The organism is bacterium, from assembly GCA_021371935.1.
Classification (GTDB): Bacteria; Armatimonadota; UBA5829; order UBA5829; family UBA5829; genus UBA5829.
The window spans coordinates 18582-32983 of the sequence record JAJFVF010000012.1 but is presented as its reverse complement, the minus strand read 5'-3'; the positions used below and the strand labels follow the sequence as shown (position 1 = coordinate 32983).

Annotated in this window: 16 protein-coding genes and 1 other RNA gene; 12 read left to right on the top strand and 5 right to left on the bottom strand. The window is 51.0% G+C overall.

What is annotated here, in order from left to right:
* Positions 1 to 71: 71 nt before the first annotated feature.
* From LLG46_08910 to LLG46_08900, 3 genes are read left to right on the top strand one after another with little or no spacing between them, the layout of a single operon-like run.
* Entirely contained in the window at positions 72 to 875 is an 804-nt protein-coding gene (locus LLG46_08910; protein MCE5323415.1) for a phosphoglycolate/pyridoxal phosphate family phosphatase, read from the top strand.
* Positions 872 to 1642: a bifunctional hydroxymethylpyrimidine kinase/phosphomethylpyrimidine kinase gene (thiD, locus tag LLG46_08905; GenBank protein ID MCE5323414.1), complete on the top strand. Its 771-nt coding sequence runs from the start codon at positions 872 to 874 to the stop codon at positions 1640 to 1642. Before LLG46_08910 ends, thiD begins: the two co-directional genes overlap by 4 nt.
* Positions 1643 to 1698: 56 nt before the next feature.
* Complete coding sequence (locus tag LLG46_08900; GenBank protein ID MCE5323413.1) at positions 1699 to 3330, top strand: CTP synthase; 1632 nt, start codon at positions 1699 to 1701, stop codon at positions 3328 to 3330.
* 102 nt (positions 3331 to 3432) lie between these two features.
* Here the strand turns inward: LLG46_08900 and LLG46_08895 are convergent, their stop codons facing one another.
* Genes LLG46_08895 through dusB form a run of 3 tightly spaced genes read right to left on the bottom strand, consistent with a single transcriptional unit; the run spans position 3433 to position 6398 of the window.
* Positions 3433 to 4503, bottom strand: a complete 1071-nt coding sequence (locus tag LLG46_08895) for a shikimate dehydrogenase (protein ID MCE5323412.1) — start codon at positions 4501 to 4503, stop codon at positions 3433 to 3435.
* A gap of 28 nt (positions 4504 to 4531) precedes the next feature.
* Positions 4532 to 5446: a quinate 5-dehydrogenase gene (locus LLG46_08890; protein ID MCE5323411.1), complete on the bottom strand. Its 915-nt coding sequence runs from the start codon at positions 5444 to 5446 to the stop codon at positions 4532 to 4534.
* Positions 5424 to 6398 carry a tRNA dihydrouridine synthase DusB gene (gene dusB / locus LLG46_08885; protein ID MCE5323410.1) on the bottom strand — a complete coding sequence of 325 codons (975 nt, stop codon included), beginning with the start codon at positions 6396 to 6398 and terminating at the stop codon, positions 5424 to 5426. The genes LLG46_08890 and dusB overlap by 23 nt, the downstream gene beginning before the upstream one ends.
* 310 nt (positions 6399 to 6708) lie before the next feature.
* Between dusB and ligA the strand changes: the two genes are divergently transcribed.
* The 9 genes from ligA (at position 6709) to LLG46_08840 (ending at position 13687) form a co-directional block, all read left to right on the top strand.
* Positions 6709 to 8784 carry an NAD-dependent DNA ligase LigA gene (gene ligA / locus LLG46_08880; GenBank protein ID MCE5323409.1) on the top strand — a complete coding sequence of 692 codons (2076 nt, stop codon included), beginning with the start codon at positions 6709 to 6711 and terminating at the stop codon, positions 8782 to 8784.
* A gap of 505 nt (positions 8785 to 9289) precedes the next feature.
* Entirely contained in the window at positions 9290 to 9856 is a 567-nt protein-coding gene (locus LLG46_08875; protein MCE5323408.1) for a GNAT family N-acetyltransferase, read from the top strand.
* Positions 9857 to 9877: 21 nt separating this feature from the next.
* Positions 9878 to 10291, top strand: coding sequence for a VanZ family protein (locus LLG46_08870; protein ID MCE5323407.1), 414 nt, complete (start codon positions 9878 to 9880; stop codon positions 10289 to 10291).
* Positions 10245 to 10661, top strand: coding sequence for a DUF1844 domain-containing protein (locus LLG46_08865; protein ID MCE5323406.1), 417 nt, complete (start codon positions 10245 to 10247; stop codon positions 10659 to 10661). The genes LLG46_08870 and LLG46_08865 overlap by 47 nt, the downstream gene beginning before the upstream one ends.
* A gap of 77 nt (positions 10662 to 10738) precedes the next feature.
* A non-coding RNA gene (gene ssrS, locus LLG46_08860) (6S RNA) lies at positions 10739 to 10927 on the top strand.
* Positions 10928 to 10976: 49 nt separating this feature from the next.
* Positions 10977 to 11177, top strand: coding sequence for a hypothetical protein (locus tag LLG46_08855; protein MCE5323405.1), 201 nt, complete (start codon positions 10977 to 10979; stop codon positions 11175 to 11177).
* 314 nt (positions 11178 to 11491) lie between these two features.
* The gene (locus LLG46_08850) at positions 11492 to 12373 is read left to right on the top strand and encodes an NmrA family NAD(P)-binding protein (GenBank protein MCE5323404.1); all 882 of its coding nucleotides are present in this window, start codon (positions 11492 to 11494) and stop codon (positions 12371 to 12373) included.
* A gap of 76 nt (positions 12374 to 12449) precedes the next feature.
* The gene (locus LLG46_08845) at positions 12450 to 12857 is read left to right on the top strand and encodes a Rubrerythrin (protein ID MCE5323403.1); all 408 of its coding nucleotides are present in this window, start codon (positions 12450 to 12452) and stop codon (positions 12855 to 12857) included.
* Between the two features lie 23 nt (positions 12858 to 12880).
* Complete coding sequence (locus LLG46_08840; GenBank protein ID MCE5323402.1) at positions 12881 to 13687, top strand: bacteriocin family protein; 807 nt, start codon at positions 12881 to 12883, stop codon at positions 13685 to 13687.
* Positions 13688 to 13756: 69 nt separating this feature from the next.
* Here LLG46_08840 and LLG46_08835 read toward each other — a convergent pair whose 3' ends face one another.
* Together LLG46_08835 and LLG46_08830 are read right to left on the bottom strand one after the other, a co-directional pair.
* Complete coding sequence (locus LLG46_08835; GenBank protein MCE5323401.1) at positions 13757 to 14095, bottom strand: GNAT family N-acetyltransferase; 339 nt, start codon at positions 14093 to 14095, stop codon at positions 13757 to 13759.
* Positions 14088 to 14360 carry a GNAT family N-acetyltransferase gene (locus tag LLG46_08830; GenBank protein ID MCE5323400.1) on the bottom strand — a complete coding sequence of 91 codons (273 nt, stop codon included), beginning with the start codon at positions 14358 to 14360 and terminating at the stop codon, positions 14088 to 14090. Before LLG46_08830 ends, LLG46_08835 begins: the two co-directional genes overlap by 8 nt.
* Positions 14361 to 14402 lie beyond the last annotated feature (42 nt).

Here is a 14402-nt window from a genome sequence, read left to right as displayed (position 1 = left end):
GGAAAAACCTTTATAAAATGGAGAGAAATTCTTTACTTTACCCCGCAGACTTGATACAATGAGTACCCGTGATGCAGTTATCAAACACGGACAGACTCACCTATGTTTTTGACCTCGACGGGGTAATCTACCGCGGCAAAGAGCTGCAGCCCCATGCGATTGAGTTACTATCGGTCCTGCGAGACCGTGGACACGCCGTCCGATTCTACACCAACAACGCCGCACGGTCGCGAAAATCCTATGTCAACAGGCTCGCGTCTATGGGTATTCCTACGCCCATAGAAGAGATTATGACCTCATCATATGCCACCGCACTTTATTTTGTCGAGATGAACGCCGTCGGTAAGACCGTATACAGGATCGGCGAGAAGGGCATGGCCGAGGAGTTCGAGGCTGTGGGAATGAAGGTCATATATGACCAGGAAGAGCCTCATGCGAAGATCGACTTTGTGACAGTAGGCATCGACAGAGATTTCAACTACCACAAGCTCGCGCGTGCTCAGAGAGCTATTCATAGGGGTGCGAAGTTTATTGCCACAAATGAGGACGCCACATTTCCGATGGAGAGTGGTACTCTCATGCCGGGCGGCGGATGCATGGTGGCTGCCGTGCGAACGGCCACGGATGTCGAACCGTTCGTGATCGGCAAACCAGCCACTTATGCATACGACAAGATTTTGGAGTTTACAAACTGTCCGCCTGAGCGTTCGGTAATGGTCGGCGACAGACTGGACACTGATATATTGGTTGGAAACCGCGCCGGGGCGCAGACGGTGTTGGTTTTGACCGGTGTTACCTCACGAGAGCAGGCCGAAAGTGCCACGGGTGATCTGAAGCCTGATCGAATAATCGAGACTCTCGAGGAGTTGCTATGACACCGATTGCACTCACAATCGCAGCGTCTGATTCGTCATGCGGAGCCGGAATACAGGCTGATCTGGCCGTATTTCGGGATATGGGAGTCTACGGACTGTGCGCCGTGACGAATGTGACCGTGCAGGACTCGCATGGCGTCCACAAGGTAAACAAAGTGCCGCCGATGATCGTGACCGCGCAGATAGATGCGGCGATGCGCGATTATAGTGTGGGCGCATGCAAGATAGGCATGCTCTATTCGCCTAGGATAGTCGATGTTGTGGCCGAGCGGATTGCAAGGCGCGAGATACCAAATGTGGTTCTCGACCCCGTAATGAGCGCAAAACACGGGGAGGTGCTTTTAACGGAGCCTGCTATCAAGCGCATGAAGCGCCGACTGATTTCTAGAGTGACTCTGATCACTCCTAATGCGCTTGAAGCTGAAAAACTGACCGGCATATCTGTAAAGGATGCGCCATCGGCCAGAGACGCAGCGAAGGCGCTGGTAGAGATGGGCGCAAAGTATGCGCTGGTTAAAGGCGGCCATATAGAGGGCGAGCCGGTGGATGTTCTCTATGACGGCCAGGATTTCTATGAGTTTGCAGGCAGGCGGTTTGAGAAGAACATGCATGGCACAGGGTGCGTTATGAGCGCCGCTATAGCAGCAAGGCTGGCGCAGGGTGATGAGATCATTGATGCTGTGAAGTTTGCGAAGGACTATGTCTCAAAGGCGATAGAGCATTCGGTCAAGCTCGGCAAAGGACAATTGGACTACTTTTTCAAATAATCACCAGACAAATATAAAATACCAAATCACAAATACTAAATCAGTTGGGGGGCAAGATGGGCACAAAGTATGTATTCGTAACCGGAGGTGTGGTGTCGTCCGTGGGCAAAGGAATCACCACGGCGTGCTTGGGCAGACTGCTGAAGAACCGGGGTTTTAAGATCACGGTTCAGAAACTCGACCCTTATATCAATGTTGACGCAGGCACAATGAACCCGTTCCAGCATGGCGAGGTCTTCGTTACGGATGATGGAGCGGAGACCGACCTCGACCTGGGTCATTATGAGAGGTTTGTTGATGAGAACCTCTCGCAGCTCTCGAACGTGACCACGGGCCGTATATACGATACGGTTATCCGCAAAGAAAGACGCGGCGACTATCTGGGCGGCACTGTCCAGGTTATTCCGCATATTACTGATGAGATCAAAAACCGCATCAAGACGAATGCGGCTCAGACAGGCGCGGATATCTCGATTGTCGAGATCGGCGGCACTGTCGGCGACATCGAGGGTCTGCCGTTTCTTGAGGCAATCAGGCAGTTCCGCAAGGATGCCGGCGCAGAGAATGTGATGTATGTCCATGTCACGCTGATCCCATCGGTCGGACCATGGAACGAGCTTAAGACCAAACCCACTCAACACTCCGTCGCAAAGCTGCGCGAGGTCGGTATTCAACCGGATGTGCTCATCTGCCGGACAAAGAAGAATATCAGCAAAGACATGCGCGAGAAGATATCGCTGTTTTGTGATGTGGATAAGGACGCTGTAATAGAAGCCAAAGACGCCGACAATATCTATGAAATCCCCCTGCAGTTTGAAAATGACGGTCTCTCGGACCTGGTTTTGAAGAAGTTCGGCCTCAAGGACGGCAAGGCCGACCTCACTGAATGGAAGAAGATCGTCGATATCATCAAGAAACCCAAGCACAAGGCGGTAGTAGCCATTGTCGGCAAGTATGTAGATAATGGTGACGCATATATCAGCCTCGGTGAGGCAGTGCGCCATGGCGGAATCGCCAATGACACAGGCGCGCAGGTTCGCTGGATCGACTCAGAATATATCGAGCAGAGTCAAGAACGCCTGATGGAAAAGCTGGGAGATGCCGACGCGATAATCGTGGCAGGCGGGTTCGGCGCAAGGGGTGTCGAGGGCAAAGTTGCCGCCATCAAGTATGCACGTGAGAACGGCGTGCCGTTCTTGGGTATCTGCTTTGGTCTGCACTGGGCTGTAATCGAATTTGCCAGAAATGTCTGCAAGCTCAAGAAAGCCAATACTGAAGAGGTAGATCCGACAACTCCCGATCCGGTGATCCATCTTCTGCCGGAGCAGGAAGGTGTCGAGGACAAGGGCGCTACTATGAGGCTCGGTGTCTATCCATGCTGCGTGCAGGACGGCACACTGGCCTCGAAACTATACGGCACCGACCTTGTGTATGAGAGGCATCGCCATCGGTTTGAAGTCAACAATGCCTATCGTGTGAAGCTGGAGCGCGGCGGACTTGTTTGCTCTGGTGTTTCGCCGGACTATAGACTGGTTGAGATAGTGGAAAATAAGAAGCACCCGTTCTTTATCGCGACTCAGTTCCATCCAGAATTCAAGTCTCGTCCGAACCGTGCCCACCCATTATTTGCCGGGCTGCTCAAGGCTGCCCTTGATTATCAGGCATCGAAGACATCTGCAGTAAAGTAATGGGTTCGCCCAGTGATGGTTGGAGGTATTCTTTCCTCTAACCATTTTTGTTGGCATGCTTGTCCGCTTGTCGGGTATGTTATGGATTGCGATGCGATAGTATTATCGCTTCACATTCTTTTTGATCTGCTCGATCTGCTCATCGGTGACGGCTTTCTCAAAACTTCTGAAACCGGCGAGTTTAAAGCCGTGCTTTTTCGCAATCTGATTGATCTGCTCGACCTGCTCCACGCAGACCTCTTTGCCCAGAGTAAAGTTTTCGTATCGGCCATCCAGAGCAAGCATCATAGTCTCAGACATGCATGCATATGCTGTTTTGGGAGGAAAGCCGAAGTTAAAGCCGAAATCCACGTCTCCTGGAGGTTCGATTACGCCCCCCTCTATCACCAGGATGTCATTGCGCTCCTTTTGGACTTTGATCGATACATCCCTAGGTCGGGCTACGTCGCAGACCACGGCACCACTCTTAATGAAATTAGGCTCAATTATCGCATCGACTGCGCTAGAGACTGTGACCACGATATCTGCATCTTTTATACCGGATTCGATATCGGTCGTCGCTTTGACGGTGCCGTTCACTTCAGAAGATATCTCGTCGGCAAGGATTTCCAGGCGATCTTTTGCGCGGCCGACGAGAGTAGTCGCTGCTGCTGTTTTTGAGAGTATGCGTGCACAGGTCTTGCCAATCGAGCCTGTGGCTCCGACAACCGCCACATGCGCCTCATGCGGGTCGATACCCATCATTTCTGCGCCTTTGAGCGAGCCTTCGATGGCTGTGGCGATAGTGTAACTGTTGCCTGTGGTGACGGCTATGTTGGAGTGCTTGGCAACAGTAATCCCACCGTCGCCGACCACTGACGTAAATGCGCCCAGTCCCACTATCTTTGCGCCATGAGCCTCGGCAAGCTTGACCGTGCCGATGATCTTTCTCCAGACCTCTTCAATCGGAAGCTCGAGCATCAGCTTAGGCGAAAGCGGACAACCGACAAACCACCCCTCCGCCTCAACACCGGTAATCGACTTCACACCCGTTATGTGCGATACTTCCATCGGGCTCTTGTATCTCAATGCAAACTCGACCCAGTTTTCTGGAAGCATCTTCACGAAGGGATACTTACGGGCGATGTCCCGTTTTGCAGACAGCGGGTGTATTATAAATGCAAATTTTTCCAAAGCTACAGTCCTTATGCCGTGTTGTTCTTCAGGTCAGATCAGTTATGGTGGGCTTCCAGTTCAATTTCTCCAGCAGGCAGGAATAATCCTCTACGCTCGTCTCCTCAGGACGTTTGCCGAGCAGGGTTATGAGAATTCCCTCCAACACATTTGTCCCGAAGTTGCGTCCGGCGAGATTGGGAGTCGCCGTAGCAATAAGACTGACCTCATAGTCCTTGAGCATTGCTATATCCTGTTCGGTCAGTGTATTGGTTATGATTATTTTTCCTCGCAGCAGGCCTGATTCGATCGTGGGCATCGTTCGCCTGACGAAATGCCAGTCACCGGCTATTACATCCGCCCAGTGATAGTACTTTTGATATTTGGGGACAGTAATCTCCTGTTTTTTGCCGGTGGGATATATCCACTTGAACGGCAGGCGGCATACCAGGGGCAGCAAAGTCTGTGCCGCCATGCGGATTGTGGCATATGAGCGCATCGGGATGGGGATATTGCAGGCAAACATCAGATCGCCATAGACCACGCTCTTGGATAACTTGGCAATTGTCTGAGCCATGCCGAAACGGTCCACTGCACTGGTGACCATGACGTTGCTATTGCCGAAGTCTACCAGACCATTATACTGCAGATACTCGATGGTCCTGCGTTCGAGAGTGTTTTTGACTCCACTGCCGTCGACCACAGGTGTCTTCACGGCGTTTTTTGCCAGCCTATCGGCATCACGGATTGTGTAGCGGCGTTTGTCCGTCCAGAGATATCGGTCGATCCCGCCCAGTCCGATTGCATCCACATCGCCGTCCAACTCTCGAACAAGCTGGGCAAACTTGGTCATGTCACCATCGGTTCCGATTCGCGACACTTCAAACTTCTGACCGAGTATTTCCACCTGCGAAGTCTTGTCCCGAGTCGAGGAACCAAGGCTAACACTCACCACACGCTTCATCAAGTACCTCTAATATCTCTTCGACCGATCTGGTCGTCATAAGTCTGTTGCGCAGCGCAGGCGCGCCGGGCATGCCTTTCAGATAGAAAACTAAATGTCCGCGCATCTCTTTTGCGGCACGGGCTTCACCCAACACCATTCTAAGCAGCGCGGCATGCTCTCTGGCTCCCTGAAGCCGCTTCCTGAAATCCGGTTCGGCAGGCAGTTCTCCAGTTTTCAGGTAATGGGCTGTCCTGCTGAATATCCAAGGGTCACCCAGAGCCGCCCTGCCGATCATTACGCCCGCGCAGCCGGTCTGCTCAAACATTTTGGCTGCGTCTGTCGGGCTTTTGACGTCGCCATTTGCGATCACGGGTATATCCACCCGCTTGACCACTTCGGCTATTATATCCCAATCGGCCTTTCCTGAATACCCCTGAACTGCTGTCCGCGCGTGCACAGATATTGCGTCTATTCCGGCATCCTGAGCAGCTTGGGCAAGCTCGAAGACAGTCACGTCGTCGGTATTCCACCCTATCCGGGTCTTTATGGTTAGGGGTCCATCCGTCGCCTCGCGGGCGGCAGCCAGGATCTCTCGCGCCAAGCCCATATCCTTCAAGAGCACTGCGCCGGACCCGCTCTTGGCGACCTTGGGCACGGGGCAGCCGAAGTTCACGTCCACCACATCCACGCCATGATCGCGCATCGCTTTGACGCCTATGGCTACAGTCTGAGGGTCACCAGCGAAGATTTGAGCGCTGACGGGGCGCTCTTCATCCGTCCAGTCGAGCATGGATGCCGTTCGTGGATCGCGAAATTTGATTGCGTAGGCGCTGAACATCTCGGTGCAGACCAGCCCGACGCCTCCACTGCGCTTACACATGACTCTGAACGCATGGTTGGTCACACCCGCCATTGGCGCAAGGACCAAAGGCGGGTCGACCACGACATCACGAATTTTGAAGGGGTTCAATACACATATCTCCGAAACCCTCTGAGAGGGTATATAGATCACTAAGCAATTTACGCAGAGTAAATTGTGCGTTTTGGTTTAGAACCAGTATATTAGAAGCACATTCTCTGATACAAGTTCAAGGCAGTATTTTACTTAGTAGTATTGCGCTTAGACTGCGAAAGTTCCTTTGTGTTACTTTGACAACGCCGGCGCGTATGATAACATGATGTAGCGCTGAACCTGTAGGGCAGAAGCATTTGCCGTTCAATACGGTTGTCTCTACGCTCCAGTCGCAAATGCTTCATCCCTACTATGCATATTGGATGATATGAACACCGGTAACCCTAATATTCCAGATGAAATAGCTGATCAAATAAAGGATATACGCAGACGTCTCAACAGGGCGAATTTTCTTTACTATGTGAAAGACCAGCCCGATATATCCGATGCCGAATACGACTGCCTCATGCGCCGTCTTCAAGAACTTGAGGAGAAGTATCCCGACGCCGTGACGCCGGACTCGCCCACGCAGAGAGTCGGGGCAGCTCCTCAGACTGTATTTGCGCCGTTTCAGCATACCGTGCCCATGCTCAGCCTGGCAAATGCGTTCGACGAGAATGAACTGAGGGCATTCGATGAGCGGTGCAAGAGGTTTCTGGGTATTGACCGCGAGCTGCCTATAGAATATGTATGCGAACTGAAATTCGACGGCCTGGCTTGCTCCCTGACATATCAAAACGGCATTTTTACTGCAGGAGCAACTCGTGGTGACGGCTTCCAGGGCGAGAACATCACAGAAAACCTGCGCACTATAAAGGCCATTCCGCTCAATTTGTATCATTCAAAACGCGAGTCGCCTGATACTAAAGACATACCGCCGCTGGTTGAAGTCAGGGGCGAGGTGATACTCGAGCATAAGGAATTTCAGCGGATCAACGAAGAACGCGAAATGAGCGGCGAACCTACATTCGCCAACCCGAGGAATGCCGCTGCAGGCTCTGTCCGCCAACTCGATTCGAGAATTACTGCAAGGCGCAATCTCACCATGTATTGCTATGGTCTGGGAGAATATGACGGCATAGACTTCACTACCCACTATGAAATTTTATGTGCGCTAGGCGACTGGGGTTTCAAGGTCAACCCGAATATAAAGGTCGCCGGGAACATAGATGAAGTTATCGCGTATATGAATGAGTGGCAGACCAAAAAAGAAGACCTGCCATACGACATAGACGGCATGGTCGTCAAGGTCAACTCACTGGATATGCAGACCAGGCTCGGAAGCGTTTCACGCAGTCCCCGCTGGGCTATTGCGTACAAATATCCGGCCCACCAGGCGACGACCGTAATCAAAGATATAATCGTGCAGGTCGGCAGGACAGGCGCGCTCACGCCGGTAGCCGTTATGGAGCCGACAGAAGTGAGCGGAGTCATCGTATCTCGAGCCACGCTCCATAATGAGGATGAGGTCAGGCGCAAAGATGTCCGGGTCGGCGACACTGTGGTGATCCAGCGCGCGGGCGAGGTCATCCCGGAAGTCGTTGAGGTAGTCAAAGAAAAGCGGACAGGCAATCCGCCGGAGTTTGGCATGCCAAAGAAATGCCCGGTATGCGGAGCAGATGTAGAAAGGGCCGAGGGCGAAGCCGTAGCCAGATGCATAGGGATTGCATGCCCTGCGCAGATACGGGGCAGGATGATTCATTTTACGTCCCGCAATGCGATGGATATAGACGGCATCGGTCCGGCTCTGATCGACCAGCTTATAGATAAAAGCCTGATTCATGACCCGGCTGATCTTTATTACCTGACTATCGATCAAATTCTCCCGCTTGAGAGAATGGCTCAAAAGTCGGCTGAGAATGCAATAAACGCAATCGAGGCGAGCAAAAAAGCCAGTCTGTCGAGGCTGATATATGCGCTGGGTATAAGGCATGTCGGTGAGAGAACGGCTGCATCACTCGCAGAGCAGTTTGGCAGCATTGATGCCGTCCGCAATGCGTCCGAGGAAGACCTTGCTCAAGTGCAGGACATAGGGCCGGTTGTGGCCAAGAGTGTGGCGACATTCTTCAAGCAGGATGAGACTGCCGAGGTTTTGCGAAAGCTCGAAGCAGCCGGGATCGACCCGAAAGAAGAGTTGCGCACACAGGCCGAGGGCTTTGCCGGAAAGACAATAGTATTTACGGGAGCACTTGAGAAATTAACGCGAGACAAGGCTCAGGAACTGGTCTTCAAACTGGGTGCGAAACCGTCTTCGTCCGTGTCGAAAAACACCGATCTGGTGGTGGCGGGTGAGGGTGCCGGTTCCAAACTCGATAAAGCGATCTCGCTCGGCGTAAAAGTGGTCTCGGAAGATGAGTTTCTGGAAATGGTAGAGCGGGCAGACATACATCTGGATGCAGGTTGAAATCGGCAGGAATGCCGGGATACATAAGTCAGGGACAAGAATGCCCCCCACTATCAAGGAAAAACGGCCCGATAGATCCTCCTCCGCTGAAGCTTCGGCGGATGAAGAACCGGTTGAGAGCGTTTTGGGTAACATCTGCTCTAATCCAGGCCAAAGGAGTATGTTCACAGACTCATGTGACATGCGAAGCAAAACCACGGCTTGCCAGCCGTAGCCCTGAGCTTCGAAGAAGCGTATAGCGAAGGCTGGTGGAGCAATTGTTCCTTCCGCAGAAAGCGCCGGGCTATTTTCTCTTAAATCGGTCGGTTCATTAGGTGCCAGCATGAAATCAGTGGTAGGACATTTTGCTATCCGAAAAACGAGCGTCGCACCTGATCAATCCGGATCATCGCCTGTAAAAAGACGAAATGGCATGGATCTATGGCGGTACAACGCATGGTTGACAAGGACATGCGTCGTTATGCTATATGTTTTAATGGCAAACAGGTGACGGAAGATTACCACCATGTTGAATCATGTAGGAACGCGAACAATCGAAACAAATCGAGTCGTCTTACGAAGATATAACATGAACGATGCAGAAGATATGTTTCGTAATTGGGTAACAGACCCGGAGGTTAGCCGATTTTGGGGATGGGAACCACACAAGAATATCGAGGAAACAAAGTCTCTTTTGTCGCGTTGGATCGAAGAGTATTCAAATCCAGAAACATATCACTGGGTTATTGTACTCAAAGATGCTTCACAGGCTATAGGCTACATTTATCTCAATGAAATAAACAATGAAGATAACAGCGTTTCTGTTCATTACCTGTTAAGTCGAAAGTATTGGAATCAAGGTATAATGACTGAGGCTTGTAAGTGTGTTTTGGATTTTGCTTTCTCTGTATTGGGAGTTGAAAAAGTGTATACGCATCATCATGTTGATAACCCTGCGAGCGGTAAGGTGCAACAGAAAAGCGGTATGCGGTACATCAAAACTGCATACAGGCAAGTTCCAGATTGTGAACAACTCAGTGGCGACTATAGTTATTATGAATTGACGATAGATGACTGGAAACGTAATGGATAAGTGCTTTCAACAAGTTTATTTATGAAAGATAAGATTTACCGATGGGGACCGGTGGTGCTTTGGATGGGACTAATATTTTTTCTCTCGTCTCAATCCAAACTACCTTCAATACCCGGATTGGACAAGATTGATTACTCAGACAAGATCGAGCATGCACTCACATACGGAGTGCTCGGTTTTCTCACATGGCGGGCATTGAACATAACGGCGCCCAAGTGGCAGCAGATCGTTATCACGATAGGTATTTCTGCAGCATATGGCCTGACTGATGAGGTGCATCAACTATACGTGCCGGGACGCACGTTCGACCTGCTGGATTTGGCAGCAGACACGCTTGGAGCAGCCATAGCGGTTATTGCACTAGCTATACATATGGGAGGCGATAAATATGGACGAAGAACCGAAAGTGACGGACAAGAGAAGAGTCAACGCTGACGGCACTTTGAAAGAAGAAAATGTCGAGCAGTCTCCTGCCGAGGAGCCAAAGGCGGGTCAGACAGCGGAACCGACTCAGGAAGCAGCTTCGGCTGATGACGAGCAGGCAGGTATGCCGCCGCCGAATGTTTACGCGACTATGGAGTTTATGGTGAGTATGTTGGCCGAACAGGCCTGGATGCTGATGGGCTTGCGGCTTGCACCAGGACAAAAAGAAATATCCAAAGACCTTACCCAGGCCAAGGTCGCCATCGATACGGTGGTGTTTATAGTCGATAAGCTCCAGCCTTACATTGAGGAACAGGACCGCACAGCGCTGCGAGGGCTGATCAGCGACCTTCAGCTCAATTTTGTGCGTCAAAATCAGTAAACCGGCCTCGATTTCGGTTGTAAAGGCCGCCATGGTGTGGTAATATACACATGGCAATGCAATATGGGTAATGTAAGAAAGCCCTGCGGTGTACGTGATTAGTCGAGGAAGTTTTGAGCCGACACTCAAAATTGTAGGAGTCTTTACTTGCCGATCCAAAGTGGCAGTCCCGAGCAATCGGGAAATCGCGAAGGTCGACAGGAGACTCCGCCCTGGTTCGCTAGGGTTCAAAAACTCGGTAGGCACACGGCACATGTGGGGCTTTTATATATTGTAAAGCACCCGGGAGGAGTATGTCGCAAGGGGGTGTCAACGGTGACACAGAGCGAGTTCTCGGGAGCGATAGTGAGAATGAAGACCAGAGATGAGTATGACGGCATGCTCGGAAAGGTCTGTGGAGCGGATGATGAGGGCGATATGCTAGTGGTCAAGCATAGACCGATAACATTTCCTCATCGCCGCGATACGACAGTTCACTGTTTCAGGAGAGATGAAATAGAGATACTGAAAACATAGGTTGCCAAAGACGGCACTGAAGATAATAAAGGGCGCTTTGCATATACTGCAAAGCGCCCTTTGTCATACATGCGGCAGGCCTATCCATCATGGTTTGATAAAGCCCCCTCCATGGGAAACAACTCAGCTAGCGAGCATTATTCACGAAGAACGTGAATAATGCTCTCGGAGACCCGGATTATGCGAGAAGTGCATAATCCAGGTTAGGTAGTTCACAGTTTGTCGCCTGCGTACCGCTATTGTTTTTTATACCATTAAAATACAAAAAATCGTGAATTTAATTAATTAGAATTGCTCACAAGGAGGCTGTTACCATGATAAGTGTATTCGGGTCGACAGGTAATGTCGGCGGCAGAGTTGCCGCCATGCTGTTGGAGTCTGGTGTGGCCGTGAGGGCAATGGTGCGCTTGCCGCAAAAGGCCGATGTGCTTAAAAACCGCGGAGCTGAGATAATCGAAGGAAACATGCTCAACATCGGGGATGTAAAAGATGCTCTTGACCGCTGTGACGGAACGTTTTTGATGACCCCGATAAACATTGCAAGCGATAACTACATCAAAGAAGAGATCGCCATCGGCAAAAACTATGGCCATGCACTGGAAGACTCGACTGTAAACCATGTGGTACATATGTCTTCGATTGGAGCGCATGCAAAGACCGGGATTGCTCAGATTGAATCGAAAGCCGCGATAGAAGACGCCATATTTGCCTCCGGTGTCGACTGCACATTTCTGCGCCCGGCGTTCTTTATGGACAATCTATATAAGCAGATGGATATGATACGCAGCCATGGCATCATATCCACACTTCTCCCTCCTGACGTGCCCATCCCGATGGTATCCACCGAAGACATTGCATATGCGGCAGTAAAGTCTCTGATGCGCGGAGCAAAAGGCGAGAAGGAAGAATACGATATTCTCGGCGGCAGGGATTATACGATGGACGAAGTCGCCGATATAGTCTCGGATGCCGTCGGCAAAGACGTGCAGTATATTCAGATGAATGATGACCAGGCTCGCGAGTTTTTCAGTCAGATGGGTATGTGCCCGGTGGTCGTCGAGGACTATATCAAGATGTTCAAACTTATCCCTGATGTGCCTGTGGAGGCCGACCGCATGCGGGTTTATGAGGAGTTCAACTTCGAGCCGACCAGCCTGGAGTCGATGGTGAGCACCATTGCGGGCGCGCTGGTCTGATCAATAGTTGTGTTTGATTGAATTTGCAGGTGGGTAGATTGTAGCTGAGCATTAAAACATATATTGGAGGTGCCAAATGCCCAGTTTTTCAGATCCGTTCTATGGAAATACTCCATCAAAAAAGATGACGATCACCGAGTTGATCAGAGCGCTCAGGCTCGATGTGGCAGCAGAAGAAGAGGCCACAGCGTTATATGAGGCTCATGCGGACGCCACAGATAATCCTCTGGCCAAAAAGGTTTTTCTGGATATTGCGAACGAGGAACGCGTACATGTCGGCGAGTTCACTGAACTCATAAACATCCTTACAAAATATGAGGAAGACGCGTGGCTCGCCAATGGCGCAGCCGAAGTGAAGGAAATGGCTGAAGAAGTGGCGAGAGGCGAACTCGAACCGGCTACGCCTGCCGAAAAAGCCGAGCACGAGTCAGGCTCCGAGGCTGAAAAAGATAAAGCTGAGCTGACGATAGGATCATTGAAATAGTATTGCTGTGAAAGGACACCAAAATGACGAATAAATATCTCGGACGTGAAGATTTTTCGGGGTCGGAGGAAGTATTTTCCAGACTGGACGAGATAGTGATTTCCTCCGCAAAGAGTCAACTATCCGCAAGAAAATTGCTTGATATAGAAGGACCGTATGGTCTGGCATTGAAGAGTATTCCACTGCCGGACAAGACAATCAAAGAATCGGACCCAAAGGTAACTGCCGGCAACATGCTCGCTGTTCCACTTATTGAGACCACATTCTCACTCGGAGCACGCGACCTGGCTGCATTTGAGTCGAGCGGGTTTTCGCTGGACACTGAAGCAGTTGCATCCGCCGCCATGAACATGGCGTCAGCGGAAGATGTCCTGATATTTGAAGGCAGCAAGGAACTTGGAATAGAAGGGCTGCTCAATGCCAAAGGCACCCAGTCGAGCAAACTCGGCAGTTGGGAAGAAATCGGTTCGGCGGCAAACGATATTATAAAAGCGCTGAGCACACTTGATGTGTCAGGCTTTCATGGACCATATCTGCTGGCGCTCTCGCCGAACCTCTATAATCTGCTGTATAAACGATATCCCCAGGGCAACCAAACCGAGATGCAGCATGTGGAGAGCATGGTGGGCAGCAGTGTCATTAAGGCTCCGGGGATCAAAAACGGAGGGGTGCTGCTGGCTGCGGGCAAGCAGTTTGCTTCTATAATAATCGGCCAGGACATGACGACCGGCTACATCGGTCCTGAAGATGAGAGGTTTGTGTTTAGTATCTCCGAAAGTCTGACACCATACATAAAAGTGCCAGCATCCGTGTGTGTGCTGAAAGCATAATCAAGCTCCGATGGCCGGAGATGCGATAGGAAGTGCTCGGACTTGCCGGTCCGGGCACTTCTGTCTATTTCATCTCAACTCAAAAAGCAGCAGTTCTGCGCCGTAATACTTGTTTGTCGTGCCCACCGGTCGCATGCCGATCCTTTGAGTCACACGGACGGAACGTTCATTACCCGGCCTGACTACGGCATATATCACGCTCTGGCCTAGAGTATCCAGGGCATAGCGCGCAGCTCGCATCCCTGCTTCGGTCGCAAAGCCTTTGCCCCAGTGCTCACGACCCATATGCCAGCCGACCTCCATGTCCTTTGTTGGAACCCGGTCCGCATCCGGCAGCCACTTCAAGATTACGCTTCCGACTACTATGCCTGACTCCTTTTCTTCAAGCGCCCAGCCCGCATTATTCACGAGAAACGTGAATAATGCTCTCGGAGACCCGTATTATGCGCTTTACGCATAATACGGGCCAGTAGCCTGTGCCGTCGTTGTGACGATACTCGGCACATTTCTTCATCAGTTCATCTCTCTGCGCATCCACATTAATAGGAATATCTTTTGGAGCACGTATGAAGCGGGTTACCTCGGGGTGGGAATAAATGCGAAAGGCCTGCTCGGCGTCTTTATCAGGTTCCCAATAACGGGCTATCAGCCTTTGGGTTTCAAAAATAATCAAAACAAGTATCTCTTTTCCCGGGATTCGGAAATTGCCGCCACG

Coding starts and splice junctions, on each gene's coding strand:
- LLG46_08845 (MCE5323403.1), top strand. CDS start 12,450: ATGCCCAGTTTTTCAGATCCGTTCTATGGAAATACTCCATCAAAAAAG.
- LLG46_08840 (MCE5323402.1), top strand. CDS start 12,881: ATGACGAATAAATATCTCGGACGTGAAGATTTTTCGGGGTCGGAGGAA.
- LLG46_08850 (MCE5323404.1), top strand. CDS start 11,492: ATGATAAGTGTATTCGGGTCGACAGGTAATGTCGGCGGCAGAGTTGCC.
- thiD (MCE5323414.1), top strand. CDS start 872: ATGACACCGATTGCACTCACAATCGCAGCGTCTGATTCGTCATGCGGA.
- ligA (MCE5323409.1), top strand. CDS start 6,709: ATGAACACCGGTAACCCTAATATTCCAGATGAAATAGCTGATCAAATA.
- LLG46_08890 (MCE5323411.1), bottom strand. CDS start 5,446: ATGAAGCGTGTGGTGAGTGTTAGCCTTGGTTCCTCGACTCGGGACAAG.
- LLG46_08870 (MCE5323407.1), top strand. CDS start 9,878: ATGAAAGATAAGATTTACCGATGGGGACCGGTGGTGCTTTGGATGGGA.
- LLG46_08875 (MCE5323408.1), top strand. CDS start 9,290: ATGTTGAATCATGTAGGAACGCGAACAATCGAAACAAATCGAGTCGTC.
- LLG46_08865 (MCE5323406.1), top strand. CDS start 10,245: ATGGACGAAGAACCGAAAGTGACGGACAAGAGAAGAGTCAACGCTGAC.
- LLG46_08900 (MCE5323413.1), top strand. CDS start 1,699: ATGGGCACAAAGTATGTATTCGTAACCGGAGGTGTGGTGTCGTCCGTG.
- LLG46_08910 (MCE5323415.1), top strand. CDS start 72: ATGCAGTTATCAAACACGGACAGACTCACCTATGTTTTTGACCTCGAC.